The sequence below is a fragment of the Nonomuraea rubra genome (assembly GCF_014207985.1).
Lineage (GTDB): Bacteria > Actinomycetota > Actinomycetes > Streptosporangiales > Streptosporangiaceae > Nonomuraea > Nonomuraea rubra.
The window spans coordinates 8786105-8808899 of the sequence record NZ_JACHMI010000001.1 but is presented as its reverse complement, the minus strand read 5'-3'; the positions used below and the strand labels follow the sequence as shown (position 1 = coordinate 8808899).

Annotated in this window: 28 protein-coding genes and 1 pseudogene; 18 read left to right on the top strand and 11 right to left on the bottom strand. The window is 69.6% G+C overall.

The genetic code is table 11. The features are described 5' to 3' along the window. Positions 1–268: 268 nt before the first annotated feature. The 3 genes from HD593_RS40175 to HD593_RS40165 are packed head-to-tail and all read left to right on the top strand — an operon-like array spanning position 269 to position 2336. On the top strand, positions 269–1111 hold the full coding sequence (locus tag HD593_RS40175) for a hypothetical protein (protein WP_185107447.1): 843 nt from the start codon (positions 269–271) through the stop codon (positions 1109–1111). Then, the gene (locus HD593_RS40170) at positions 1108–2031 is read left to right on the top strand and encodes a TRM11 family SAM-dependent methyltransferase (RefSeq protein ID WP_185107445.1); all 924 of its coding nucleotides are present in this window, start codon (positions 1108–1110) and stop codon (positions 2029–2031) included. Before HD593_RS40175 ends, HD593_RS40170 begins: the two co-directional genes overlap by 4 nt. Next, positions 2028–2336 (top strand): helix-turn-helix transcriptional regulator, encoded by a 309-nt coding sequence (locus HD593_RS40165; protein ID WP_246546964.1) that lies wholly within the window; start codon positions 2028–2030, stop codon positions 2334–2336. The genes HD593_RS40170 and HD593_RS40165 overlap by 4 nt, the downstream gene beginning before the upstream one ends. A gap of 89 nt (positions 2337–2425) precedes the next feature. On the opposite strand, the gene HD593_RS40160 is transcribed toward HD593_RS40165, so the two are convergent. Further along, entirely contained in the window at positions 2426–2677 is a 252-nt protein-coding gene (locus HD593_RS40160; RefSeq protein WP_185107443.1) for a hypothetical protein, read from the bottom strand. A 617-nt stretch (positions 2678–3294) separates the two neighbouring features. On the opposite strand from HD593_RS40160, the gene HD593_RS64680 reads away from it, so the two are divergent. From HD593_RS64680 to HD593_RS40110, 10 genes and pseudogenes are all read left to right on the top strand, one after another. Beyond that, positions 3295–3414 carry a helix-turn-helix domain-containing protein gene (locus HD593_RS64680; RefSeq protein ID WP_185107441.1) on the top strand — a complete coding sequence of 40 codons (120 nt, stop codon included), beginning with the start codon at positions 3295–3297 and terminating at the stop codon, positions 3412–3414. 12 nt (positions 3415–3426) lie between these two features. Then, positions 3427–4515, top strand: a pseudogene (locus HD593_RS40150) (NsdA family TPR-like regulatory protein); the annotation flags it as partial. Between the two features lie 26 nt (positions 4516–4541). Beyond that, positions 4542–4808, top strand: a complete 267-nt coding sequence (locus tag HD593_RS40145) for a hypothetical protein (protein ID WP_185107437.1) — start codon at positions 4542–4544, stop codon at positions 4806–4808. Positions 4809–5045: 237 nt separating this feature from the next. Beyond that, complete coding sequence (locus HD593_RS40140; protein ID WP_185107435.1) at positions 5046–5297, top strand: hypothetical protein; 252 nt, start codon at positions 5046–5048, stop codon at positions 5295–5297. A gap of 385 nt (positions 5298–5682) precedes the next feature. Then, positions 5683–7092 carry an ABC transporter substrate-binding protein gene (locus tag HD593_RS40135; protein ID WP_221525217.1) on the top strand — a complete coding sequence of 470 codons (1410 nt, stop codon included), beginning with the start codon at positions 5683–5685 and terminating at the stop codon, positions 7090–7092. A gap of 32 nt (positions 7093–7124) precedes the next feature. Continuing rightward, positions 7125–8093: an ABC transporter permease gene (locus HD593_RS40130; protein WP_185107433.1), complete on the top strand. Its 969-nt coding sequence runs from the start codon at positions 7125–7127 to the stop codon at positions 8091–8093. 2 nt (positions 8094–8095) lie between these two features. Next, a complete protein-coding gene (locus tag HD593_RS40125; protein WP_185107431.1) occupies positions 8096–8935 on the top strand; it encodes an ABC transporter permease in 840 nt (279 codons plus the stop codon). A 22-nt stretch (positions 8936–8957) separates the two neighbouring features. Continuing rightward, on the top strand, positions 8958–9746 hold the full coding sequence (locus HD593_RS40120; protein WP_221525216.1) for an ATP-binding cassette domain-containing protein: 789 nt from the start codon (positions 8958–8960) through the stop codon (positions 9744–9746). Further along, complete coding sequence (locus tag HD593_RS40115; protein WP_185107427.1) at positions 9734–10339, top strand: ABC transporter ATP-binding protein; 606 nt, start codon at positions 9734–9736, stop codon at positions 10337–10339. Before HD593_RS40120 ends, HD593_RS40115 begins: the two co-directional genes overlap by 13 nt. A gap of 441 nt (positions 10340–10780) precedes the next feature. Next, positions 10781–11176: a Fur family transcriptional regulator gene (locus tag HD593_RS40110; RefSeq protein ID WP_246546962.1), complete on the top strand. Its 396-nt coding sequence runs from the start codon at positions 10781–10783 to the stop codon at positions 11174–11176. A 141-nt stretch (positions 11177–11317) separates the two neighbouring features. On the opposite strand, the gene HD593_RS40105 is transcribed toward HD593_RS40110, so the two are convergent. The 5 genes from HD593_RS40105 to HD593_RS40085 form a co-directional block, all read right to left on the bottom strand. Beyond that, positions 11318–12046, bottom strand: coding sequence for a class I SAM-dependent methyltransferase (locus HD593_RS40105; RefSeq protein WP_185107425.1), 729 nt, complete (start codon positions 12044–12046; stop codon positions 11318–11320). Positions 12047–12142: 96 nt separating this feature from the next. Next, entirely contained in the window at positions 12143–12505 is a 363-nt protein-coding gene (locus tag HD593_RS40100) for a hypothetical protein (RefSeq protein WP_185107423.1), read from the bottom strand. Positions 12506–12513: 8 nt separating this feature from the next. Next, a complete protein-coding gene (locus HD593_RS40095; RefSeq protein WP_185107421.1) occupies positions 12514–13746 on the bottom strand; it encodes an MFS transporter in 1233 nt (410 codons plus the stop codon). Positions 13747–13810: 64 nt separating this feature from the next. After that, the gene (gene rpsR, locus HD593_RS62340; RefSeq protein WP_185107419.1) at positions 13811–14038 is read right to left on the bottom strand and encodes a 30S ribosomal protein S18; all 228 of its coding nucleotides are present in this window, start codon (positions 14036–14038) and stop codon (positions 13811–13813) included. After that, on the bottom strand, positions 14035–15156 hold the full coding sequence (locus HD593_RS40085) for a CobW family GTP-binding protein (RefSeq protein WP_312904056.1): 1122 nt from the start codon (positions 15154–15156) through the stop codon (positions 14035–14037). The genes rpsR and HD593_RS40085 overlap by 4 nt, the downstream gene beginning before the upstream one ends. Positions 15157–15229: 73 nt before the next feature. On the opposite strand from HD593_RS40085, the gene rpmG reads away from it, so the two are divergent. Genes rpmG through rpmF form a run of 5 tightly spaced genes read left to right on the top strand, consistent with a single transcriptional unit; the run spans position 15230 to position 16341 of the window. Further along, entirely contained in the window at positions 15230–15394 is a 165-nt protein-coding gene (gene rpmG / locus HD593_RS40080) for a 50S ribosomal protein L33 (RefSeq protein WP_185107415.1), read from the top strand. Beyond that, positions 15391–15636 carry a type B 50S ribosomal protein L31 gene (locus HD593_RS40075; RefSeq protein WP_185107413.1) on the top strand — a complete coding sequence of 82 codons (246 nt, stop codon included), beginning with the start codon at positions 15391–15393 and terminating at the stop codon, positions 15634–15636. The genes rpmG and HD593_RS40075 overlap by 4 nt, the downstream gene beginning before the upstream one ends. Continuing rightward, positions 15636–15872: a 50S ribosomal protein L28 gene (gene rpmB / locus HD593_RS40070; protein ID WP_185107411.1), complete on the top strand. Its 237-nt coding sequence runs from the start codon at positions 15636–15638 to the stop codon at positions 15870–15872. Before HD593_RS40075 ends, rpmB begins: the two co-directional genes overlap by 1 nt. Further along, positions 15872–16171: a 30S ribosomal protein S14 gene (gene rpsN / locus HD593_RS40065; protein WP_185107409.1), complete on the top strand. Its 300-nt coding sequence runs from the start codon at positions 15872–15874 to the stop codon at positions 16169–16171. The genes rpmB and rpsN overlap by 1 nt, the downstream gene beginning before the upstream one ends. A 2-nt stretch (positions 16172–16173) precedes the next feature. Then, positions 16174–16341, top strand: a complete 168-nt coding sequence (rpmF, locus tag HD593_RS40060) for a 50S ribosomal protein L32 (protein ID WP_185107407.1) — start codon at positions 16174–16176, stop codon at positions 16339–16341. Positions 16342–16647: 306 nt separating this feature from the next. Here rpmF and HD593_RS40055 read toward each other — a convergent pair whose 3' ends face one another. From HD593_RS40055 to HD593_RS40035, 5 genes are read right to left on the bottom strand one after another with little or no spacing between them, the layout of a single operon-like run. Beyond that, on the bottom strand, positions 16648–18351 hold the full coding sequence (locus HD593_RS40055) for an ABC transporter ATP-binding protein (protein ID WP_185107405.1): 1704 nt from the start codon (positions 18349–18351) through the stop codon (positions 16648–16650). Further along, positions 18348–20042 carry an ATP-binding cassette domain-containing protein gene (locus HD593_RS40050; RefSeq protein ID WP_185107403.1) on the bottom strand — a complete coding sequence of 565 codons (1695 nt, stop codon included), beginning with the start codon at positions 20040–20042 and terminating at the stop codon, positions 18348–18350. Before HD593_RS40050 ends, HD593_RS40055 begins: the two co-directional genes overlap by 4 nt. Next, positions 20039–21028, bottom strand: coding sequence for an ABC transporter substrate-binding protein (locus HD593_RS40045; protein ID WP_185107401.1), 990 nt, complete (start codon positions 21026–21028; stop codon positions 20039–20041). Before HD593_RS40045 ends, HD593_RS40050 begins: the two co-directional genes overlap by 4 nt. Beyond that, positions 21025–21798: an ABC transporter ATP-binding protein gene (locus HD593_RS40040; protein WP_185107399.1), complete on the bottom strand. Its 774-nt coding sequence runs from the start codon at positions 21796–21798 to the stop codon at positions 21025–21027. The genes HD593_RS40045 and HD593_RS40040 overlap by 4 nt, the downstream gene beginning before the upstream one ends. Then, positions 21795–22790, bottom strand: coding sequence for a FecCD family ABC transporter permease (locus HD593_RS40035; RefSeq protein WP_185107397.1), 996 nt, complete (start codon positions 22788–22790; stop codon positions 21795–21797). Before HD593_RS40035 ends, HD593_RS40040 begins: the two co-directional genes overlap by 4 nt. Between the last annotated feature and the right edge of the window lie 5 nt (positions 22791–22795).

The window sequence follows — 22795 nt, the reverse complement described above, 5'->3', positions numbered from 1 at the left end:
TACGGAACTCCGAGCTCCGAAATACCCGCCAGCGTCGGGACTGGGATCCGATGAGGTGGAGTCCTCTTCGAGCCGTAAGACGGCCGAGACAGGTGACGGATTCTTTGCTTGTCGTCGTGTCCCAAATCGGTCCTGGACACCGGTATTTAGCTGAGTGACAGGAACCAGCCGGCCCGGGTGATCGGGCCACATCATCGTGACACCACCTGCACCTGCCGACCGCTCCCACACCGCCCGCCCGCTCGCTCCCGCCCAGACCGTCCGCGAGGTGGACGCACGCCATCTGCCGCTGAGCGTCTGGCCGGCAGCCGCCGACACCGAAACCGTTCCCGCCTGCCGCACCGGCTGCTGCGTCCCGGTGAGTGGACCGCTGGTCCGCCACCTGGTCACCGCGTGCACTCGGCTCGGCGACCTCGTGATCGACCTGGACGCCGCCGACCACCACGTCATCTCCACCGCTTTGGCCATGGGTTGCCAGGCCACCGCCACCATCACCGACCCCGACCTGCTCACCGTCATCGGCAAGACGCTGGCCAGGCTCCATCCCGACCACGACCTGGAGGTGGCCGACCTCCGTCTCACCCGACCCGACACCTGGCCCACCGACATTCAAGATCTCATCGGGACTGCCGCCTTGGTCGTACGCACTCACACCTGCCCGTCCCAGCAAGACGCACAAGCGACCGAACCGGCAAACCCGACCAACCGGACGACATTTGACCTGGCCGAATCGGCGGCGCTGTTGAAGCCCGGAGGCCACCTGGTCGTCGTCACCGGCCTGCACCGGCACGGGCAGGAACTCCTCGACCCGGCCCCAACCCTGATCGCCGCGGCACAACGGGCGGGGCTGTTGTACCTGCAGCACATCGTCGCCCTGCGCGTCCCGCTCCGTGGCGCGTCCATCGAGGCGCCGATCACCTGGGGGATGTCGAAGACCGGTACACCCGTCGCCGGCCTGCCCCTCAGCGCCCGCGTGCACAGCGACGTGTTCATCTTCACCAAACAGCGCCCCGAGAGCTCCCCGCCCACGTCCGGCTCCAGGAACACCGACGATTCAGAGGATCATCCGCTGCTGGGCGAGCAGGCCTGGCTGGAGGGAGAGCAGGCATGACTACGACGACGACCTCGGTATGGGCGACGGGCCAGCAGCCGTCCCGCTCCCAGCGGCAGGGCCGGTACCTGCCGGAATCCATGAAGCACCCGGGCAAGATGCTGCCCGCGATCGCCGCCCAGGTGATCGACACCTACACCCGGCCGGGCGAGCTCGTCATCGACCCGATGTGCGGGATCGGCACCACCCTGGTCGAGGCCGTGCATCTGGGCCGCGACGCTGCCGGGGTGGAGTACGAGCAGGGCTGGGCGGAGCTCGCGGTCGCCAACCTCGCGCACGCCCGCCGCCAGGGCGCCACCGGCACCGGCACCGTGTTCGCCGGGGACGCGCGCGGCATCACCGGCCTGCTGCACGGCCTGACGGGACAGGCGGCGCTGGTGCTCACCTCCCCGCCGTACGGGGCGGCCACCCACGGCCATGTCCGCTCCACTCGTGACAGCGGCGAGCCCGGCATCCGCAAGCACAACCAACGCTACTCCCGCGACCGCGCCAACCTGGCTCATCAGCGGCTGCCGGTGCTGCTGGACGGGTTCGCCCAGATCCTCGCCGGCTGCACCGAACTGCTGCGGCCCGGCGGCGTGGTCGCGGTGACGGTGCGCCCGTACCGGCAGCAGGGCGAACTCATCGACCTGCCCGGCCACGTGCAGAAGGTCGCCGCGCGGGCCGGGCTGGTGCTCGCCGACCGGATCGTGTGCCTGCTCTGCGGGCTCGGTCACGGCAAGCTGCTCAACCGGGCGTCGTTCTTCCAGATGCACGAGGCCCGCAAGGGCTGGACACGTGGGCTGCCCATCCACGCCACCGCGCACGAAGATCTGCTGATTCTCGTCAAGCCGTTGACGGTCACCGACACCGAAGACATGAGCAACCAGCCGGCCCAAATAGCTGGAGAACGCGGCCCATCCATGGGAGAACGTCGATGAACGATCAGACACTCGCGGCGGTGCTTGACACCGCGGACTCGATGAGGCCGGCGGATCGGCAGGTGGTCGGCGGGGCGAACGAGCCGCTCGTGGTCAGCCTGATGGAGGCCGCTCGGCTCCTGGGAATGGGACGGACGACGGCGTACCGGCTGGCAAGAGCCGGTACGTTCCCCTGCCCGGTGCTCAGGATCGGTGGTCGGTACGCAGTCCCGCGGCACGGCCTGCGGATACTGCTGGGCTATGACGATTCCCACGACGCCTGCGAGGAAGGGCAGGAAGAGGCCCGGACGGCTCCGGCAGGGTGAGGCTGATGCCGGCCGCCAGTTCCGGTTGATGAAGGGGTGGGCTCGCTGGAACTATTTCACGGGCCCACACCCTTCCTGGGGCGCTCGTCTTACAGCCAGAGATCCATTTTCGGGTTGCCGCGCTGGCACTTCTCGGCATGCATCAGGAGTAGTTGCATCCAGACCGCACGAGCCCGCGGGTGGCAGCCTCGGGCGGTCTCTTCAAGATCGCCGAGGGAGTTTCGGCGCAGGATCACGTATTGGCCGCCTTCGCAGAGGAACTGGTAGGTGTCACAGCAGCAGATGCCCCTGATCCGAGCCGCGTTGCCGGTGTAGCGGTGGTAGGGCCTCCAGTCGGTCACGGTGCTATGCCTGCAACGTCGGTAGGCCAAGGAGCGCGGCCGGATCCGGCTTTTAGAAGACGGCGCAGCAGGCGCGGGCTCCTGTCGTTGACTGGCCGTCGATGAAGGGCTGGCCAGCTCGAACGATCGCCACGGAAAGGGGCGTCGCAGGGATGCGGCAATATCCCGTTGAGTCGTATCCGTCCGTGACGCTCAAGGAGTTGGTGGCGGGGAAAGGTCATGCCACCGCCTCCTCTCAAGCTGGCCAGCCCTGGGCGGCATCCAGCACTCTTCCCTTACCGTGTCCCGATCGAGCGCTCATGCCGCATGCTCGACACCTCCTGGTGGGGTAGGGAGCTCGCCCTGCCGCAGGTTCGGCAGGAGCGGCCGGGCGAGGTTTCCCCGTTGGTCACAGCGCGGGGCGTGGCGACCCGCGAGGTCACGCGCTGTGACGGCGTCCATGCAATCCGGCATCGATGCCTGCCGTACACGGCGTCATCTATACGTTTGCCGTGCCAGAGCGCGAATCGCGCTAGCGGGCTGGTCGTTTGCTGGTCGTTTCGGGAATCGACTGGAGCAACGGGTTTTGGCGGCGCACACTGTGTGGTCCCCTGGACGGTGAGGGAGCGTGACACGCGGTGAACCAGCCCGAACGGCAACCCGGCAACGGCCGTCCCGGCTTCGTTCGGGCGCGCGAGCGCAAGGGCCTCACGCAGGAGGAGGCCGCCGAGCTGATCGGCGTCGCGGTGACCACCTAGGCTCGCTGGGAACGGGGCGAGCAGAGGATGCGGCCCGCCTATCGGGTTCGCATCGCTCACGCGTGGCACGTACCGGTGGAAGAAGTGGAACGCTGGCTGGCCGTCCCCCAACCTGTCGTCGAGCCGGCGCCCGAGACGGAGGTGAGCGGGCTCGCGGTGGGCTGCTGTGCCGAGTCGGCGGGCCGGTTGTGGAGGCGGGAGATCGACACGTCACGACGACAACTGCTGGCCGCACTGCCCTTCACCCCCACGGTGCTGGGCGAATGGCTGGTGTCCTGGAGCTTCGACCCGCACGCCCCCAGCAGCGGCAACGCCGGCAACGTACGCGTCGGCGTTAGCGACGTACGCGCCATTCAAGAGGCACATGAGGCATTCACCCGCATGGATCACCAATTCGGAGCCGGACTGCTCCGCCCGGCGGTCATCGACTTCCTGGCCTCGAAGGTGGCTCCGCTATTGCGCGGCAGAGCAGATGACGACGTTCGGACGGAGCTGTTCACGGCCGCCTCCCCAATGGCTCGGCTGGCTGGATGGATGGCGTTCGATTTGTCCCGGCACGGCCAGGCCCAGCTGCACCTCGGCCAGGCGTTGAAACTGGCCAAGCAAGCCGAGGACGGCTTGACCGGCGCCTGGGCGCTGGCCACCCTTGCCCAGCAGGCCTGCGATCTCGGCCAGCGACGCTGGGCCATCCGCCTGGCCGGCGCAGCCGTCGAGGCTGCGGGCAAGGCCGGGGCTCCGTCTCAGGTGATGGCCGAGCTCCTGGTCCGCCAAGCTCGCGCCCCCGCCGTTTCCGCTGACAGTGACGGGAACCGGCGCGATGCCCACACGATCGGCGCGGTGGGACGACTGCTGGCGGAGGCGGAGACCGCCTTCGCTCGCGACACCACGGGCCGCGGCCTCTCCTGGAAGGACAGCTTCGACCAAGCCGAGATGGCCTCAGAGGCCGGCTACCGCTGGCAACTCGTCGGCGGTTCCTGGCTGCTCAGGCCCACACGATTGTCGCGTGTGACTTCCTGGTGGTCGAGACGGTGCTGCTCAAACGGCTGTATGTGCTGGTCTTCATCGAGCACGGCACCCGGCGACTGCACCTGGCCGGAGTGACCGCGAACCCGACCGGAGCATGAACCGTGCAGCGGGCCCGCAACCTGGCGATGGACCTGGGGGATCGCATCGCCGAGCTGCGGTTGGTGATCCACGATCGGGATCTGCTCTTCACCTCTGCTTTTCGGGAGGTGTTCACAGCTGAAGGGCTGCGGTTCATTACCACGCTGCCGCGGACCCCGAGGATGAACGCCATCTGCGAGCGGGTCATCGGCACCCTGCGCCGTGAACTCCTGGACCGTGTCGTGATCCTCAACGAACGCCACTGGCCCTCGTGCTCCAGGAGTACCTGATCCGCTACAACGGGCACCGGCCGCCCCAATCCCGGCAGCAACGGCCACCAGACGTCGCGACACAGCCCTTTCGCGACGTGGCCGAACTCAACGACCTGCAATCCATCCGTCGAAAACCGTAGTTGCCGGCATGATCAGCGAGTACCACCGCGCCGCTTAACCGCAGCTCAGGACACGTAACACAATTTTCGAGCGGGACAGGTTCCTCGCCAAAGGTCGGGCATCGTCTCCGCCACGGTGAACACCGCACGCCAAGCAGGCAGCGCGCTGGGCATAGCCATACTCGGCACGATCCTCTCCCACAGCCGTGCCGGTGCGGACCCGATGACCTTTCGCGGCTTGTACGACACCGGCATGCGCGACGTCGTGATCACCGCAGGTCTCGCCGTGCTCGCCGGGGCACTTCTCTTGGCCCTCCAGCGGATGAAGCGGTCGGCCAACCCGCATCCGCGCAGACCGGCTCGTGCGGAGCAGAGTCAGCTCAGATGAGTGCAGACCGGATGAGTCAAGATTTGAGGAGCGACAATGATTATCAGTATGGTTATCGCCGTTGTCCGTTTGGCGGCAACGATCCCCTTTGTGATGGCCGTCAGAAACCGAGGTTGTTCCCTTGCCGCAAGATGAGGAAGTCGCCCCCCGCAAGGGCCGGCGCATGTGGATCGCCGCAGCAGCCGCGCTGGTCGTGGTCCTAGGAGTGACCGTTGGTGTTGCGACCGGCTGGGGCCGGGGAGACCGGAGCACGTCATCCCCCAGCGAGGCGAAGAGTCGCGGCAGCGAACTCGTCGTCGCTGTCGGGGACGTCGCCGGGGGCGAGTTCGATCCGTTGAAAGGCTGGGGTTCCAGGCCGGCACAGATCCGGCTGATCCACAGCTCGTTGCTCACCATCGACAAGGACGTCAACTTCGTCGGCGACCTGGCCTCGAAGTACTCCGTGAGTGACGACGCCATGTCCTGGAGCTTCACGATCCGGGACGGCGCCCGCTGGTCGAACGGCGAGCCGGTTACCGCGCAGGACGTGGTCTTCACCTACGAGACGCTGAAGAAGGACGGCACGCGTTTCGACCTGACGTTCGTCGATCGGATCGTCGCCGCCGGCGAGACCCAGGTCACCTTCCATCTGAAGACGCCGCGATCGACCTTCGTCAGCCAGCTCTCGGAGATCCCGATCCTGCCCGCCAAGCACTACGACACGAATTACTCGCGCAACCCCATCGGGTCCGGTCCGTACACCGTGGCCGACTACCAGCAGGGGCAGCAGCTCATCCTCAAGGCGAATCCTCACTGGTACGGCCAGCGGCCGCAGTTCACCAAGCTCACCTTCCTCTTCCTCGGCGAGGACGCCGCGCTCGCCGCCGCGAGGGCGGGATCGGTCGACATCGCCTACGTCCCTCCGACCTTCGCCGACCAGAGAATCGCCGGCATGACACTGCAGAGCTTCGAAAGCATCGACTCCCGCGGCCTGTCCCTGCCAACGCTCCCGGCCGGCAACCGGGGGAAGATCCAGGGCAACGACGTCTCGGTCGGCAACGACGTGACCGCGGACCCGGCGATCCGCAAGGCACTGAACATCGGCTTCGATCGCGAAGAGATCACCAAGATCGTGCTGCAGGGACACGGCCGCCCGGCCTACACCCTCGTTGACAGCCTCCCGTGGTTCAACGAGGAGGCGGTGTTCGAGGACGGCCGGGCCGAGGACGCGAAGCGCATCCTCGCCGAGGCCGGCTGGCGCGACTCCGACGGTGACGGAATCGTGGAGAAAGACGGCCGCAAGGCCCAGTTCACCCTGATGTACCCCTCGGACGACAAGCTCCGCAGCGACCTGGCCCTGGTGGTGGCGGAGCAGGCGCGCACGCTCGGCATCGAGATCACCACCAAGGGCAGCACATGGGACGGCATCTACCTTGACGGCAAGGCGAACGCCGTGACCTGGGGCGGCGGGCGGCACCACGCACACCAGCTGCACTCGATGTACTCGTCGAAGGGCATCGACACCGGCTACAACAACATGCCGCAGTACTCCAACTCGACGGTCGACGCTCATCTCGACCGTGCTCTGTCCGCCGCCACCCAGGACGAGGCGAACAAGCACTGGAAGCGAGCACAGTGGGACGGGGAAACCGGCTTCGCCGGGGAGGCCGGGGACGCGCCGATCATCTGGCTGGTCCGGATCGACCACCTCTACTTCGTCCGTGACGGGCTGAGCCTCGGCGACCAGCCGATCCACGGGCACGGCCACGAGTGGGCGCTGTTCAACAGCCTGGTCCAGTGGCACTGGAAGGACTGAATGCCCACGGGATGGCCGGGGCGGTGCCTGTCATGCTGAGATTGATCCTGCTGCGTGCGCTGCGCCTGGCGACCCTGCTGGTCGGGGTGTCGGTGCTCGCCTTCACCCTGGTCTACAACTCGCCCATCGATCCGATCCAGGCGTACATCGGCACCGACGTGGACCTCACGGAGGAGCAACTGGCGAAGCTTCGCGAGCACTGGGGCCTGGATCGCTCACCGGTGGAGCAGTACCTCGCCTGGGCTCGCGAGATGATCCAGGGCGACTTCGGCGTGTCGACGCTCTACAAGGCTCCCGTGATCGATGTCATGGGAGCCCGCTTCGGTGCGTCGCTCGCGCTCATGGGGGTCGCATGGACCATGTCCGGGGTCCTCGGATACCTGCTCGGGGCGGCCGCGGCGATGCGTCGCGGGCGGCTCGCTGACCGGGTCATCTCGTGGTACAGCTACACCCTGTCCGCCACGCCCGCCTTCTGGCTCGGCATCGTCTTCCTCGTCGTCTTCTCCGTATGGCTCGGCTGGTTCCCCGTGGGGCTCGCAGGGCCGCAGGGTGTCCCGGCGGCCGAGGTCACGTTCGCTCAGCGGATCCACCATTTCGTGCTCCCGGCCCTCACCCTCTCCGCGATCGGCGTCGCGAACATCGCCATGCACACCCGGGAGAAGATGACGGATGTCCTGAACAGTGAGTATGTGGCGTTCGCCCGTGCCAGGGGCGAGACCGACGCCCAGATCTTCCGCAATCACGGATTCCGGAACTCCGTCGTCCCGGCGGTGACCCTGCAGTTCGCCTACTTCGCAGAACTCTTCGGAGGCTCGGTGCTCGCCGAAACGGTGTTCTCCTATCCGGGGCTCGGCTCCACCCTGACCGAGGCCGCGCTCGGCGGCGACGTTCCGTTGCTCCTGGGCATCGTGCTGGTCAGCGCGGTGTTCGTCTTCACCGGAAACATGATCGCGGACGTCATCAACGCCGCGATCGACCCGCGGGTCCGGAGGAGAGCATGAGTATGTCGGCCGATCACCCTCCGCAGTTGCGCGGACGCCGGGACGTCGTCGTCTCGCTCTCCGTCGTGGCGCTCCTTACCACCTGCGTGATCGCAGGCTATTTCTTCCTGAATGACGCCTCGTTGCGGCCGAACTCCGCGCCGCGGCTGTTGCCGCCAAGCTTCGAGCACCCGTTCGGCACCGATCACCTGGGCCGGGATCTCTTCACGCGAGTGGTGAAGGGGCTCGCGCTCTCCTTGGGGATCGGCGTGCTGACAGCTGCGATCAGCACGGTGATCTCCGCGGTGCTCGGCATCGGTGCCGCGCTCCTCGGCAAGCGGGTCGACGGCTTCATCTCGTGGCTCATCGACCTCTCCATCGGCATCCCGCACCTGATCTTCATGATCCTGCTCGCCTTCACCGTCGGAGGCGGGATCCCGGGCATCGTGCTCGGCATCGCGTTCACCCACTGGATGTCGCTCGCGCTGCTGGTCAGGGCCGATGTGAAGCAGATCCGCAGCTCGGAGTTCATCCTCGTCTCACGTGGACTCGGCAGGTCAGTGCTCTTCATCGCATGGAAGCACGTCCTGCCGCTCGTCCTACCTCAACTCCTGGTGGGATTCGTTCTCATGTTCCCGCACGTTATCCTGCACGAGGCCGCGCTCACGTTCCTCGGGTTCGGGTTCTCGCCGCAGACGCCGGCGGTCGGCATTCTCCTGTCGGAAGGAATGCCGCACATCTCCAGTGGGATGTGGTGGCTCGCGGTGTTCCCCGGTATCGCGCTCCTGCTGCTTGTGCTCAGCTTCGCGCGGCTCGGCGACCGGGTGCGCACGGTGCTCGACCCGGCGACAGCGAATGGATGAGGGCCAGATGGACTCGCCTATCTTGACGATTTCCGAGCTCAACGTCAGCTTCATGCAGTACGCGAGCAGACTGCGCACGCGGGTGGTCACCGGCCTCACCGGTCTGGATCTCGAGGTCCGCGAGGGGGAGGTGCTGGCCGTCATTGGCGCGAGCGGCTCCGGGAAGACCTTGCTCGCGCAGGCGATCCTCGGCATCCTGCCGCGCAACGCGCAGGTCACTGGCGAGATCCGGTTCCGCGGCGAACGGCTGACGGCCGTCAGGCGGCGGCGGTCGGTCGGCCGGGAGATCTCCTACATCCCGCAATCGGTGACGAACCTCGATCCGCTGATGCCGGTCGGTAAGCAGGTGCGGATCGGTCTCGATGCGAGGACGGCGCAGCAGGAGCAGAGTCGGCTGTTCGCTCGCTATGGCCTGGCGAGTGAGACGTCGAGGCTCTATCCGTTCGAGCTCTCCGGGGGGATGCTCAGGCGAGTGCTCTTCGCCACCAGCGTCCGGGACGGTGTCCGGCTGGTCATCGCTGACGAGCCGACCCCGGGCCTGCACGCCGAGGCCGTCGAGGAGGTGCTACGGCACCTGCGCGAACTCGCTGCGGACGGGGTCGCTGTACTGCTCATCACCCACGACATTCTCTCGGCAGTGTCCGTGGCCGAGCGGGTGGCGGTGATGAACGGCGGGCGCCTCGTCACCGTCGAGCCCGCCTCCGCATTCACCGGGGAAGGCGACAGACTCAGCCATCCCTTCGCGCGCGATCTGTGGCGCGCGCTGCCGCAGAACCGGTTCTCCGTCGGAGGTGTGGAGTGGCACTGGTAGTCAGCGGCCTCAGCTACGGACATCCAGGCGGGGAGATCTTGTATCGCGACGCCTCCTTCCGCGTGGAAGCCGGCACCGTGGTGGGCATCACCGGGCCGAGCGGCACTGGTAAGTCGACGCTCGGCGCCCTCTTGGCGGGAGACGTCCGGGCACGATCCGGTGAGATCTCGGTCGACGGCGTCCGGCTGCCCAGGCGTGGGGCCCGCCCGGTGCAACTGATCCACCAGCATCCTGAACGGGCGGTCAACCACAAGTGGCGGATGCGCTCGGTGCTGAGGGAATCGCATGAAGTGCCCCAGCAGACGCTTGACCTGCTCGGCATCAGGAGCGAGTGGCTCGACCGCTGGCCGGCCGAGCTCTCCGGAGGCGAGGTGCAACGCTTCTGCATCGCCCGCGCGCTTCATCCCGCCACCAGGTATCTCATCGCCGACGAGATGACCGCCATGTTCGACGCGATCACGCAAGCGCAGATCTGGCACGCACTCACCGGGATCGTGCGTGAACGCGGCCTCGGTATGGTCGTCATCAGCCACGAGCCGGCGCTACTCGACCGGCTCTGCGACGAGCAGCTCGCCGTCGAGCGTTTCCGATGACTCAGCGAGTGTGGCTGGGCGGAGGCTGAGAACGTCGAGGACGATGAGATCGGCCCGGCCCACGCCGGTGGCGTGCCAGTTGTGGTGGGTTCGACCCGGCAACGGTGCCGTCACGGCGTCCGGACGCAGCCGGGCATGCTCGCGGCCAAGCCTGCGAGCGTCGGCACAGGCCCACGAATCTCAGAACGAACAGTCATGGCCGGAAGGAATCCCAAGGTGCTGCCTTCGGCCCTCTTGTCCGTGAAGCCCCAGGAGGTTACCTCGGCATAGACGGTTGGTGGCCATCCTGCGGCCGGTGGCCTCGAAGGCTGGCCGGGAAGATCTCCGGTGACCAGCACGCGGTGCTTAACCAAGTGCTCTGTCCTCCGAAAGGCTTGTGCAGCGACCCGCAATCCGGTAAGACAATGATAACCATTGTCATTATGCACATTGTGGGGCAGGATGATCGACCTCGCGCGGTGGGATCGGATGCTGGAGGAGGCGGGCATCCGGACGACCAGACACCGGCTCCTGGTGCTCGATGTCCTGGCCTGTCACCGACAACCGATCTCAGCGCAGCAGATTCACGCCGAGCTGCACGAGCGGGGGGCGCGGATCGGGCTCACCACCGTCTACCGGGCGCTCACCTCCATGGCTGCGGCAGGGCTCGTGCACACGTTCACCCGGACAGAGGAGACCGTTTACCGGCTGTGCGGCCCCGCCAAGCACCACCATCTGATCTGCCGGGTATGCGGCCTGGTGATCGAACGGGTCGAGGAAGACGTCATGGCTGGATTCCGGGCCGAAGAGGTATATGGCACCTGTGCCGCCTGTGCTTCTCCTGAGATAACGCCTTGAATCCTGATCTCAGATATCGTCCACAACTCACGCAAGACGTACTTGGGGCGGTCACGTCTGAGCGCACCTTGAGGTCGGCAACATGCGCAAGCACGAAGCCGGCTGCCAGCACTCCGTCATGACCAACGGGACGTGTGCCCTCTACCCGCGTACGCGGGACTGGATGGTGTACATGCGGAGTTCGGCCGGGCCGGTCTGCTTGAGGTTGAGGCCGTGTCCATGGAGTTCCACCTCGAGCGTCTTCTCGTCGAGGAGCCACCAGTCGTAGCTGACCTCCAGTTCGGCGACCATGTCCGAGTCCTGGTAGGTGCGGTACATCATGTGCCAGAGGAGCCGGTCGGGGCCGGCGGGTTCTGCCCTACCCCAGCCCTCGTATCTGCGTCGGCCGATGTGCACATCGGCTCCCCTGAACTCCGGGACGGCGACGGGCTCGGTCGGCGGCTGAAGGTTGAGCACGGCCCGGCCGCCGGGAAGGAGTCGCATGGCCAGCATGTTCCAGATCCTGTCTCGGTCCGCGGCGGGGAAATGGCCGATGACGTTCATCGCGACCACGGCGCCGATTCGATCGGGAAGGGCGGCCTGCAGGAATCCCTCCGGGAGTACGGTGACCCGGTCGCGCAGTCCGGCGTCCTCGTATACCCGGGCGAGCAGGACGGAGCGGAGCGCGAAGGACGGCTCGACGGCCACGATGTCCGCGTCCGGCACCGCCTGTGCGATCACCCTTGTGCCGTGCCCGCCGCCGGCTCCCACGTCCACGATCGGACCGGGGGTCCCGCGCAGAGCTTCCGCGAGCGGGGAGCTGAGAGCGGACCAATGCGGTCCCAGCATGATGTCGATGAACTCGGCGGACTTCTCGTACTGATCGACCACGCTTACTCCTCGTTCGTGATGGTACTCATGTGCATCGCGGACCCTGGGGCGGCGGAGTCGGCGTCACGATGTCCGCATTAAGGTGTGGCTTCGCCGTCACGCGGGTTGCCGGCCCACACGCAGCCGCGGATCGAGCCGGTCGGCGTCCAGGTCGCCGTCCGTGAGCCACGTCTCCACGGCCTCGGCGTCGGCCTGGCTGAGGATCGGCCCGATGGGAATGGCTGCGCCGCGGGGGCTGCGATCGATGTCGCAGGGCTGGACGATCAGATGGCAGCCGTTGTCGTGGGCGGCGCCCGGCCGGCAGCGCGGCGTGCGAAGCAGGCAGCCGGTACGGAGGAGCACTCCGTGGGGACAGCGCCGGACGGCGGCCGCGAGCCGGGGCACCATGTCCAGGCCGGGCTCGGAGGAGCGGCATGGCCCCGCTTGGCAGAGCGCCACGGTGAAGGGCCGTTCGGTCATTGTTCCTCCTACGGTTCTGCCGGGGTGCCCGGCGGCACCGCCACCGTGGCGGCTTGGGCGCGCCGGGCGGCGGGTGACATCCACGCCAGGACGAGTGCGGTCGTGACGGCACCGAGCGCGGTGAGGATGGGGATGGCAGGGCCGATCTCATACAGGGCGGTGCCCAGAAGGGGGCCGACGATGAAGGTGGCGCCGAGGGTGGCGTTCACCAGTCCCGAGATCGAGCCTTGCCGCGACGGCTCGGCGACCATGGTCGCCGCGGCGGTGAAACCGGGGATTGCCAGGCCGAGCCCGAGGGCGAGCAGGGCGAATGCCGTGGCGATCAGCCACAGGCTCTGCGAGAGGGACAGCAGCGCGAAGGCGGCGATGGCGATGGGCGTGCCGACGCGCAGCAGGCGCAGGACCGGCCAGCCGAGCGCCGGGACCGCGGCACCCTGCACCGCGACGAGCACCACCCCGGCGGCGAAGAGCACGATGCCGACCGCGCCTGCGGTCTGTTGTGGTCCGAGGTGGAGGCGGTCGGCGACGAGGAAACCGATGATCACTTGGACGAGGCCGAGGGACAGGTAGAGGAAGAAGCCGATGACCAGGAGGGGCCACAGCCGCGCGTCCCATGGGCGCAGTCCTGGGCCGTTGTGCGTGGCGGGTGCGCTCGCGGCCGGCGGGCGTACGGCTGCCAGGACCCAGAGGGACAGGAGCAGGCACAGGACCGGGGCGAGGTAGAGGGGAAGCATCAGTGACACCGCGGCCAGCGCGCCGCCTCCGGCGGGGCCCAGGACCATGGAGGCGGCTTGCGCCGCGCCGACCAGGCCGGTGGCGCGGGTGCGTTCGGCCTCCGTGGTGGTGGCGGTGCCGGCCACGGCCAGGGCGGCGACCGGCAGGGCGGCGACTCCCGCGCCGAAGAGGATGCTGCGGGTGATGAGCATCAGCGCGAAGACAAGGGGTGGGGGCATGGTGTCGTCGAGCCCCAGGGCGGCCACCGCCGCGAATCCGGTCAGTCCGACGGTGGTCAGGCCGAGCCCTGACAGCAGGACGAGGCGTAGCCCGATCTTGTGCAGGGCGTGGCCCCACAGTGGGCTGGCGATGGTCAGGGCCGTGGCGGCGACGGTGATGACCAGGCCCAGCTGGGTCTCGGTCAGCGTCAGCTCTCGGGAGAGTGGCGCCAGGACCGGGGTCAGTAATTGTTGTGCCGAGAACACCACCAGGACGGCGATGAGCAGCGGGATCAACGATTTTCGCACCGGAGGAGCCCTTCTCCGAGACGGCGATGGCCGTTCGGTCGTGGAGATGTCCGTGGCGGCCCGGTCATGCGCTGGGCCGGGAGGCGTAGGGGAGCAGGGCCATCTCGCGGGCGGTCTTGATGGCCTGGGCGATGCGGCGCTGTTGCTGGACGGTGACGCCGGTGACGCGGCGGCTGCGGATCTTGCCGCGGTCGGAGATGAACTTGCGCAGCAGCGCGGTGTCCTTGTAGTCGATGCGGTCTACGTTGAGCAGTGGGTTGGGCTTCTTGCGCGGGGCGCGGCGGGGCTTCACGCGATCTCCTTGAGGTCGAGGATGGGGGCGAAGGGGTCGTCGTGGCCTGGGCGTTCGCCGTCGGCCAGCAGGCAGGAGTCGAGCAGGGCGTGCAGGCGTTCGACGTCGAGGTCGGGGCCGGTGAAGACCAGGTGCTGGACACGGTCACCGTGCTCGGGGTCCCAGTCGAGGGCGGCCGCCGCGCGGCGGGTGGGGGAAACGAGGTCCCAGGCGGCTTCGGGCAGGGCGGCCAGCCAGGGGCCGGCGTCCTCGACCGAGACGATGCCGGCGACGGCGTCCCACGCGAGCATCTGCCCGGGCCGGGTGGCCAGCCAGAAGCGGCCGCGTGAGCGTACGGATTCGGTGACCAGCTCGTCCACGGCCTCGAAGAAGCGGCCGGGATGCAGCGGGCGGCGGCTGCGCCAGACCGTCGTGACGATCTCCTCCGTCCGGGCGTCGGCGGGGAGGCGGGCGGTGCTGGGGTCCACGCGTTCGGCCAGCTCGGCCGTGCACAGGGCCGGGCCGGTGACCGCCGGCAGGGCCGCCGTGCTGTGCACCGGGGTGACCGGGGCGAGGTGGGTGAGCACCCGCAGGGACAGCTCGTGGTCGTCTTCATCCCCGCCGTCCAGCACCAGGCCGGTGGCGTACTCGAGCTGGCGGGCCAGGACCTCGGCCAGGTAGCGCTGGTCGCCCGCAGCCGCGGGTTTGCCGACTTCACCGAGGGGTTCGCCGCGGGTGATGTCGTCGGGCATGGCCTCGGCGTCCAGGGCGGTGAGCACGGCGGTGAGCCGCAGGGTCTCGCGGGCTTCGTCGCAGTCGATGGCCTCGGCGACCGATCGTGGCTCGACCGTGTCCCACAGGTCCACGATCAGCAGGGTCGCGGTGTGTGCCAGGAGGGCGAGTCGGGGGAGCAGGTCCTCGCGGACGGTGCAGGTGACGCAGCCGTGGGTGAGGTGTACGTCGGTCGTGTCCAGTACGCGGCCGGTGTCGCGGACGGTGCACCGCACGCGGCCATGGGTGACGTCGCCGAGGTCGTGGTGAATGGCTATGGAGCCCGGATGCCGGGCCAGCAGTTCGTCGGCGGTGGCGGTGCGAGCCGCGGGATGCAGGCCTGCGACGAGGACGACGGGGGTTGGCACCGAGCCTCCAGTTGGCGAAACGAAAACCATTATCGTTATCCTGGCACAGTATTGCACGCCGAAAGGAGCCGCTTTGGCCAGAAATGAGGTGCGCCCCGTGATCAAACTCAAGTCCACGGCCGGCACCGGCTACACCTATGTGACGACGAAGAACCGGCGTAACGACCCCGACCGGCTCACCCTGCGCAAGTACGACCCCAGGATCCGCCGGCACGTGCTGTTCAGGGAGGAGCGATGAAGAACGGCATCCACCCCGACTACCGCCCGGTCGTCTTCCGCGATCCCGGCGCGGACTTCGCCTTTCTCACCCGTTCGACGATCAGCAGCGACAAGACGATCGAGTGGACCGACGGCAGGACGTACCCGGTGGTGGACGTCGATGTGTCGTCGGCGAGCCACCCCTTCTACACCGGCCGCAGCCGCGTCCTGGACACCGCAGGCCGGGTCGAGCGGTTCAACCAGCGCTACGGAAGGACCTGATGTCCGCGCACTGCCAGCTCACCGGCGTCAAGCCGGTCTTCGGCAACAACGTCTCCCACTCCCACCGCCGCACCCGGCGCCGCTGGAACCCCAACATCCAGCAACGCCGCTACTGGCTGCCCAGCGAGGACCGCTTCGTCCGGCTCACGCTCAGCGCCCGCGCGATCAAGACGGTCGACAAGATCGGCGTCGAGGCCGCCGTCGCGCGGATCCGCGCCAGGGGAGAGAAGGTCTGATGGCGAAGAAGAGCAAGATCGCCGCCAACGAGCGCCGCAGGGCCGTCGTCGCCCGCTACGCCGAACGGCGCGCCGTGCTGAAAGAGATCATCCGCACCGGCGCATCCCAGGAGCGTGCGGACGCCGCGCGCGAGCTGGCCCGCCAGCCGCGCGACGCCAGCGCCACCCGCATCCGCAACCGCGACTCCGTCGACGGCCGGCCCCGCGGGCATCTGACCAAGTTCGGGCTCTCCCGGGTGCGCTTCCGCGAGATGGCGCACCGCGGCGAACTGCCCGGCATCACGAAGGCGAGCTGGTAGCCATGGCCGTCCCCAAGAGGAAGACCTCCCGCAGCAACACCCGGCACCGCCGCAGCCAGTGGAAGGCCACCGTTCCCGACCTCGTGCCGATCACCGTCAACGGGCGGGAGGCGCTCGTCCCGCGCCGCCTCGTCCGCGCCTACCAGCGCGGGCTGATCACCATCGACTGAAGCCACCAGGCCGGCCACCGGGGCGTCCCGCCGTGCCAGAGACAGCCGGCGCGGCGGCACGGCGGGCACCCGGTGGCCTGGGCAGAAGCGGCGTACCTCGGGGTTGCGAGCCGGCAGCAGGGACAGGCGCACCGGCAGCTCGGCCAGCTCTTCCGGGACCAGTCTGGCCTTGACGAGCAGCTCGGCGTACCCGGTGCGGGGATCATCCGCTCGATCACCAGCAGACCCGCGCCGGAGGGCATGGCGCTCGCACAGTTGCCGAGGATCGTCCGGCACTGCTCGTTGTCCCAGTTCGTCGCCTCCGCGTCACCTGAGAAGGCGGTCACCGGGCGGTTCGCCTCGAATGATGCGACCGCCGTCGAGTACGACGATCTGGTCGGAGGCGTGCAGAGTCGCCGGTCGATGAGTGATCCATACGGTGGTGGATCCGGCCAGTTCCCGGCGTAGCCGTTCAAGGAGCTGGGCTTCGGTGGCGGCGTCGAGCTGGCTGGTGACCTCGTCGCAGATCAGTAGCGCGGGGCGCCGGAGCAGCGCCTGGGCGAGTGACAGGCGCTGCAGCTCGCCGCCGGACAGGTTGGCGCCGCGCTCGGTGAGCCGCGTGTGAAGCTGCTCGGGAAGTGCTCGTACGGTGTCGGCCAGCGCGACGACCTCGAGGACGTGCCACAGCTCGCCCTCGTCGGCGCCGGGCCGGGCGAGCCGGAGGTTGCTCGCGACGGTGCCCGAGAAGACGAACGGGCGCTGGTCGGCGAGGGCCACCTTGCGGCGGAGTTCATCGTCGGGGATGCGGCGCAGGTCGGTGCCGTCGAGGGTGATGATGCCCTCCGTGGGGGTGAGGGCGGCGGCCAGCAGGTATCCGAGAGAGGATTTGCCGCTGCCGGTCACCCCGAGGACGGCCGTGGTCGATCCCGGCGGTAGGTCGAGGTCGATGCCGTCGAGGACCGGTGCCGCGTTGTCGGCCGAGCCGGGAAAGGCGAAGCGCACCCCGCGCATGGAAACCGCCACACCCGCCCGACGGTATAGGCCCCCTGCGCTCGCCCCGGCCGACGGGGCGAGCTCCGCGCGGACGGCCGCGGGCGGCGTGTCGATGATCACGAACAGTCTCCGGGCAGCGGCCAGGGTGGTGCCGAACTCGGCGGCGAACGCCTCGACCGCGGTCAGGGCGGGCGCCATGGCGAGCGCGATCGCGATCGCGGTCCACCACGCCTGCAAGCCGATCCCGCCGCCGCGCCACAAGTACGCGCCGGTGAGCGCGACCGCGCACACGGTCGCCGCGAGGACGGCGGTGTTCGCGGCGCGGCGGCCTGCGATGCGGGCGGCCAGCGCATGGGTGTCGGCGGCGGCGCGGGCATCCAGCGCGTCGAGCCGCCCCTGCCACTGCCCGATCGCCCGGAGCAAGGTGAGGTCACGCAGCCCTGCGATGGTGTCGGTGACGTGCGCGGCGATCTGCCCGCGGGTGTGCTGGCGCCGCCGGGCCGCCTGCCCGGCCCGGTGGCGGCCGAGCAGCGGTACGGCTAGACCGGAGATTGCCGCGCCCACCAGCAGGATCGCCGCCAGTGCCGGGTGGACGGCGACAGCGAGGTAGGCGGCCGAGCCGAGCAAGACGAGGGCGGCGGCGAGCGCGGGTGCGATCGTGTGGGCGTAGAACACCTCGACGCGGTTGACGTCGGCGGTGGCGCGAGCGGTGAGATCGCCGGAGCGGTGCTGGTGGAGCACGCTGGGAGACAGCCTGGCGAGGGCGTCGAAGAAGGCGATGCGCAGCCGGGCCAGCACTGTGAAGGCGACCCAGTGGCCGAGATACTGTTCCCCGTAGTGCGCGGCGCCTTTGGCGACGGCAAGTACGGCGATCAGGCCGGCCGTTGCGGCGATGCTGGCCTCGCCGATGCGGGCGATCGCGCTCACCGCGACCGCCAGGATCGCGATCCCGCACGCCAGCTGCAGCACGCGTAGCGCCGCGGACAGCGCCAGCGCGGCCGCGAAGGGCCGGGCGAACGCGGCCAGGCGGGCGATCACCGGGCCACCGCCCGTGCGCCGGTGACCTCGACGATCCGGTCCGCGACCCCGCTCAACGCCGGTGAGTGAGTGGCGACGATGATCGCCCGGGTGCCGTGCAGGCGGCGCAGGGACTCGATGATGAGCTGCTCGGAGCGTGCGTCCACATGGCTCGTCGGCTCGTCGAGCAGCAGGACGGCGGCGTCGAGGAGCAGAGCGCGGGCCAGCGCCAGCCGCTGCGCCTGCCCACCCGACAGAGTGAGTCCCTCCTCACCGACGCGCGCGTCCAGCCTGCCCGGCATCGCCTCCACCTCGGCCGCGAGCCGCGCCTGCCGCAGGGCCTGCCACAACCGCTGCTCGCTCGCCGCCGGGTCGGCCAGCCGCAGGTTCTCGGCGATGGTGCCGGTGAATAGCCAGCTGTGCTGGGGGACGAGCGCCAGATCCGGCGCGCCGCCCTCGGCCACCGGCACCCGGACCGTGCCGCCGCGGGGTGCCAGCTCGCCGGCGATCACCGACAGCAGCGTGGACTTGCCCGCACCTGAGGGGCCTATGAGTGCCACCATCTCGCCGTGGCGGACGCCGAACGTGCTGCCCTCCACGACGGCGGGCCCGGCGCCATGACCGGCGGTGACCGCCGCCAGCTCGACCACGGCTCCCTCACCGTGGTGAGGGGTGACCTCGGCCGGCTCCGCCGCGACTCTGCCGCCCTCATCCGAGGTCGCGCCCGGGACGGCACGCGGGCCAGGACGACCGCCGGCGAGGGCGCCGACGATCTGGCGGTCGGCGGCCCGTCCCGTCATGGCGATGTAGAAGAACTGGCCCACGACGCTGATCGGCTCCGTCAGCAGCAGCGAGATCAGCACCAGCGCCACGGCCGTTCCCGCGGAGATCGCGCCCGACGCGTACCGTGACAGTGCCAGCGCGGTGCCGGTGCCGATCAGCCCGCCGTAGAACACCACGTCGGTGACGAGCAGAACGAGCTGGTTGCCGGCCAGCAGCCGCATGGTGGCGCGGCGCTGCCGCTCGCTCTCGCCGGCCAGCAGCCGCGACTGCCGTCCGGCAGCGCCCAGCAGGGTGAGCAGCCGCAAGCCCTGGACGGACTCCAGGAAGTGCGCGGCCAGCCGCCTGGACTGGGCCTGGTAACCGGCTGAGGAGGCACGGAACAACCGCTGGAAGCCGGCGACCACCGGCGGCACCGTCATCACGACCGCCAGCAGCACGAGCGCGGCCGTCACATCGACGACCAGCGCCACGACCGCCACCACGACCAGCGGGGTGGTGACCGAGGAGACGAGCCGGCCGAGGAATCCGCCCCGCCAGGCGGCGACCTTGGCGGCCCCCTCGGTGGCCAGGGAGGAGAGCGCACCCGTCACCGGACTCCCGGCTCCGGAAGCTTCCCGGCGCGTTCCGCCGGCGAGGACGAACCGATGGATCCGAGCCCGCACGCTGACCTCGGCCACGGCCTCACCACGCCCGCTCGCGACACCCTGGCCGACGGCTCCGGCCGCGGCGAGGACGATCCCGGTCCCCATCATCACCAGCGCCTGCCATGGCCGGTCCCCTGCGCCCGTGACGTCATCGATGAGCCGGCCGACGCCCAGGTAACACACGCACAGACCCACCGCGACGAGCCAGCCGCACCCCACCGCCGCCAGGACGTGAGACCTCACCGGCAGGTCGAGCCGCCGTGCGGGCGCCGCCGTCCGGTTCATCGCATCGCCTCGGGGTGCAGCCAGCGGGCGATCTCCTCCAGCCCGTCGGCGATGTGCACGCTGCCGGTTCCGTACGAGATCCGCGCCGGCATCAGCTTGACCCGGCCGTCGCGGACGGCGGCCAGTTCGGCCACGGCCGGGTTGCTCATGACGCTCGCGAAAGAGGCCTGGCCCTTGCCGGTGACGTCGATCAGCAGGATGGCGTCCGGCTTGGCGGCGATGAGCTGCTCGGCGGTGACCGGCGCGGTGGCGCGCAGGCCGATCCGCTCGGCCACCAGGTCCCCGCCGGCACGTTTGACCAGGTCGGAGGTGAGCACGTCGGCGGCGTTGATGAAGGGGCGGCCGGCCTGGTTGGACAGGATCGCCACGCTGGGCCTGCTGGTCGGGTCGCCGAGCTTCTCTGCCACGCCGGCGGCGCGTCGGTCGAGCTCGGCGATCAGCTCGCCGGCCTTGGCCTCGGCGCCGAGAGCCGTGCCGAGCATGGTCAGGTTCTGCTTGACCTCCTCCAGGGTGCCCCAGTTGTTGCCGATGGCGATCATGGGGATGCCGGCCTGGGCGAGCGTGGCCTGGGCGTCCCGCTCGCCGCCGTGCCTGGTGGTGATGAGGATGAGGTCGGGGTTGAGGGAGATGATCTGTTCGGGGTCGGGATCGGTGCCCGGGGGCAGCTTGGTCGCGACGGTGGCCATCTCCTTGGCGTGGCTGGACAGCGACGCGTTGGCGGCCGAGGCGGGGACGGCGATGAGCCGTCCGGCGCCGGCCAGCTCCAGGGCGGCCTCGGCTGCGTCCGCCGACAGGGCGGCGATCCGCTTGGGCTGGGCCGGGATCGTCACTTGCTGTGCGGGCTCGCCGGGCACCTGGACCGTGCGTGGATAGGACGCGGTTCCCGCCCGTTGTGGGGCCGGGGCGGCGGCGGGTTCCTGGGCGCAGGCGGTGAGAAGGCTGAGTCCGAGCACGGCGGCGCCGAGCCGGATGAGGATGCGGTTCACTGATTCTCCAGAGTGGTTACGGTGAGGGATCCGGTGAGGTCGTCGGGGCGTACCACCGCGCGCACCCCGTAGGCGTCGGCCAGGTGTCCGGGGGTGAGAACGCGCGCCGGCTCGCCGTCGGCGACGACGCGGCCGCCGGCCAGCAGGGCCAGCTCGGTGCAGTAGCGGGCGGCGAGGTTGAGGTCGTGCAGCACGACCAGCACCGTCCGGCCGGCGTCGGCACAGGCGCGCAGCAGCCGCAGGACGTCGAGCTGGTGGCGCAGGTCCAGGGCGGAGACCGGCTCGTCGGCCAGCAGCACGGGGGAGTCCTGGGCGATCGCCTTGGCCAGGAGCACGAGCTGGCGCTCCCCGCCCGAGAGCGTGGCCACGCTTCGCCCGGCCAGATGAGTGGTGCCGGTGGCGGCCATGGCCCGCTCGGCCTCGCGGTGGTCGGCCGCGCTTTCCATGGCGAAGCGGCCCACGTGCGGGTGCCGGCCCATGAGCGTCACCTGGTAGGCGGTGAAGGGGAACGACAGCGCCGTGTCCTGGGGCAGGTAGGCGATCATGCGGGCGAGCTCCCGGGGCCGCCGGGCGTGCACCGGGCGGCCGTCTACCAGCACCCGGCCGCGGCTGGGGCGGTGCAGCCCGGCGATCGTGCGCAGCAGGGTGGACTTGCCGGCGCCGTTGGGGCCGACGAGGCCCACCATGCGGCCGGCGGGCACGGTCAGCGCGACGCCGTCGAGGATCACCGCCCGGTCCAGTTCGACCCGCAGGCCGTCGATCGTGATCACAGTGCCCTCCGGCGGGACCAGAGCACGAGCAGCAGGAACACCGGCGCGCCGACGAACGCGGTGACCACGCCGGTCTGCAGCGTCACCGGCGCCAGCAGCATCCGCGCCGCTGTGTCGGCCAGCACCAGGAACACCGCCCCGAGCAGCGCGCTCGCCGGCAGCAGCAGCCGATGGTCCGGACCGGCGGTCAGCCGGATCACGTGCGGGGCCACCAGGCCGACGAAGCCGATCACTCCGCTCACCGACACCGCCACCCCGGTCAGCAGGGACGCCAGAACCAGCAGGACGTGCCGGGTGCGTGCCGCGTCCACGCCGCTGGTGCGGGCGGCGTCGTCGCCGAGCAGCAGGACGTTCAGGTCGCGGGAGAACACCAGCGTCGCCGCTACGCCGATGACGACCGGTCCCAGTGCGAGGCCGACATGTTCCCAGGTGCGGGCGTCCAGGTCGCCCTGCAGCCAGAAGACGATCCCGCGCAGCGACTGCTCGTCGGGCGCGTTGGCCACCAGCGCGGATACCACGGCGCCGAGCAGCGCGTTGAGCGCGATCCCGACCAGCAGCACGGTGGCCAGGCCGCGGCTGCGGCTGAACGCCCCGATCGCGTAGATCGCGGCCACGGTGAGCAGCGCGCCGGCGAACGCGGCGGCCGGGAGTACGAGGGTTCCGGCCGCGCCGGAGGTGATGGCCAGCACCGCGCCCACGGCCGCGCCCGCCGACACGCCGGTCACGCCGGGTTCGGCCAGCGGGTTGCCGAACAGCGCCTGCATGACCGCGCCTGCCACTCCCAGAGCGGCTCCGACCAGCGCCGCCACCAGGATTCTCGGCAGCCGGATCTGGTCGACCACGAGGGCGTTCTGCGCCGGCACCTCGCCCAGGGGCAGGCCGAGGTGCGCTGCCAGGACCGCCGCGACGTTGCCCGGCGGGACCGGGACGGGTCCGAGCGAGATGGCCGCCACGCTCACCACGATGAGCAGCGCGACCAGCCCGCCCAGCATGGCGG

What these genes read in the sequence shown, in the direction of transcription:
- HD593_RS40165 (WP_246546964.1), top strand. Translation starts at nt 2,028, where the DNA reads ATGAACGATCAGACACTCGCGGCGGTGCTTGACACCGCGGACTCGATG.
- HD593_RS40125 (WP_185107431.1), top strand. Translation starts at nt 8,096, where the DNA reads ATGTCGGCCGATCACCCTCCGCAGTTGCGCGGACGCCGGGACGTCGTC.
- HD593_RS40130 (WP_185107433.1), top strand. Translation starts at nt 7,125, where the DNA reads ATGCTGAGATTGATCCTGCTGCGTGCGCTGCGCCTGGCGACCCTGCTG.
- rpmF (WP_185107407.1), top strand. Translation starts at nt 16,174, where the DNA reads ATGGCCGTCCCCAAGAGGAAGACCTCCCGCAGCAACACCCGGCACCGC.
- HD593_RS40050 (WP_185107403.1), bottom strand. Translation starts at nt 20,042, where the DNA reads ATGAACCGGACGGCGGCGCCCGCACGGCGGCTCGACCTGCCGGTGAGG.
- HD593_RS40100 (WP_185107423.1), bottom strand. Translation starts at nt 12,505, where the DNA reads ATGACCGAACGGCCCTTCACCGTGGCGCTCTGCCAAGCGGGGCCATGC.
- rpmB (WP_185107411.1), top strand. Translation starts at nt 15,636, where the DNA reads ATGTCCGCGCACTGCCAGCTCACCGGCGTCAAGCCGGTCTTCGGCAAC.
- rpsN (WP_185107409.1), top strand. Translation starts at nt 15,872, where the DNA reads ATGGCGAAGAAGAGCAAGATCGCCGCCAACGAGCGCCGCAGGGCCGTC.
- HD593_RS40035 (WP_185107397.1), bottom strand. Translation starts at nt 22,790, where the DNA reads ATGCTGGGCGGGCTGGTCGCGCTGCTCATCGTGGTGAGCGTGGCGGCC.
- HD593_RS40170 (WP_185107445.1), top strand. Translation starts at nt 1,108, where the DNA reads ATGACTACGACGACGACCTCGGTATGGGCGACGGGCCAGCAGCCGTCC.
- HD593_RS40075 (WP_185107413.1), top strand. Translation starts at nt 15,391, where the DNA reads ATGAAGAACGGCATCCACCCCGACTACCGCCCGGTCGTCTTCCGCGAT.
- HD593_RS40110 (WP_246546962.1), top strand. Translation starts at nt 10,781, where the DNA reads ATGATCGACCTCGCGCGGTGGGATCGGATGCTGGAGGAGGCGGGCATC.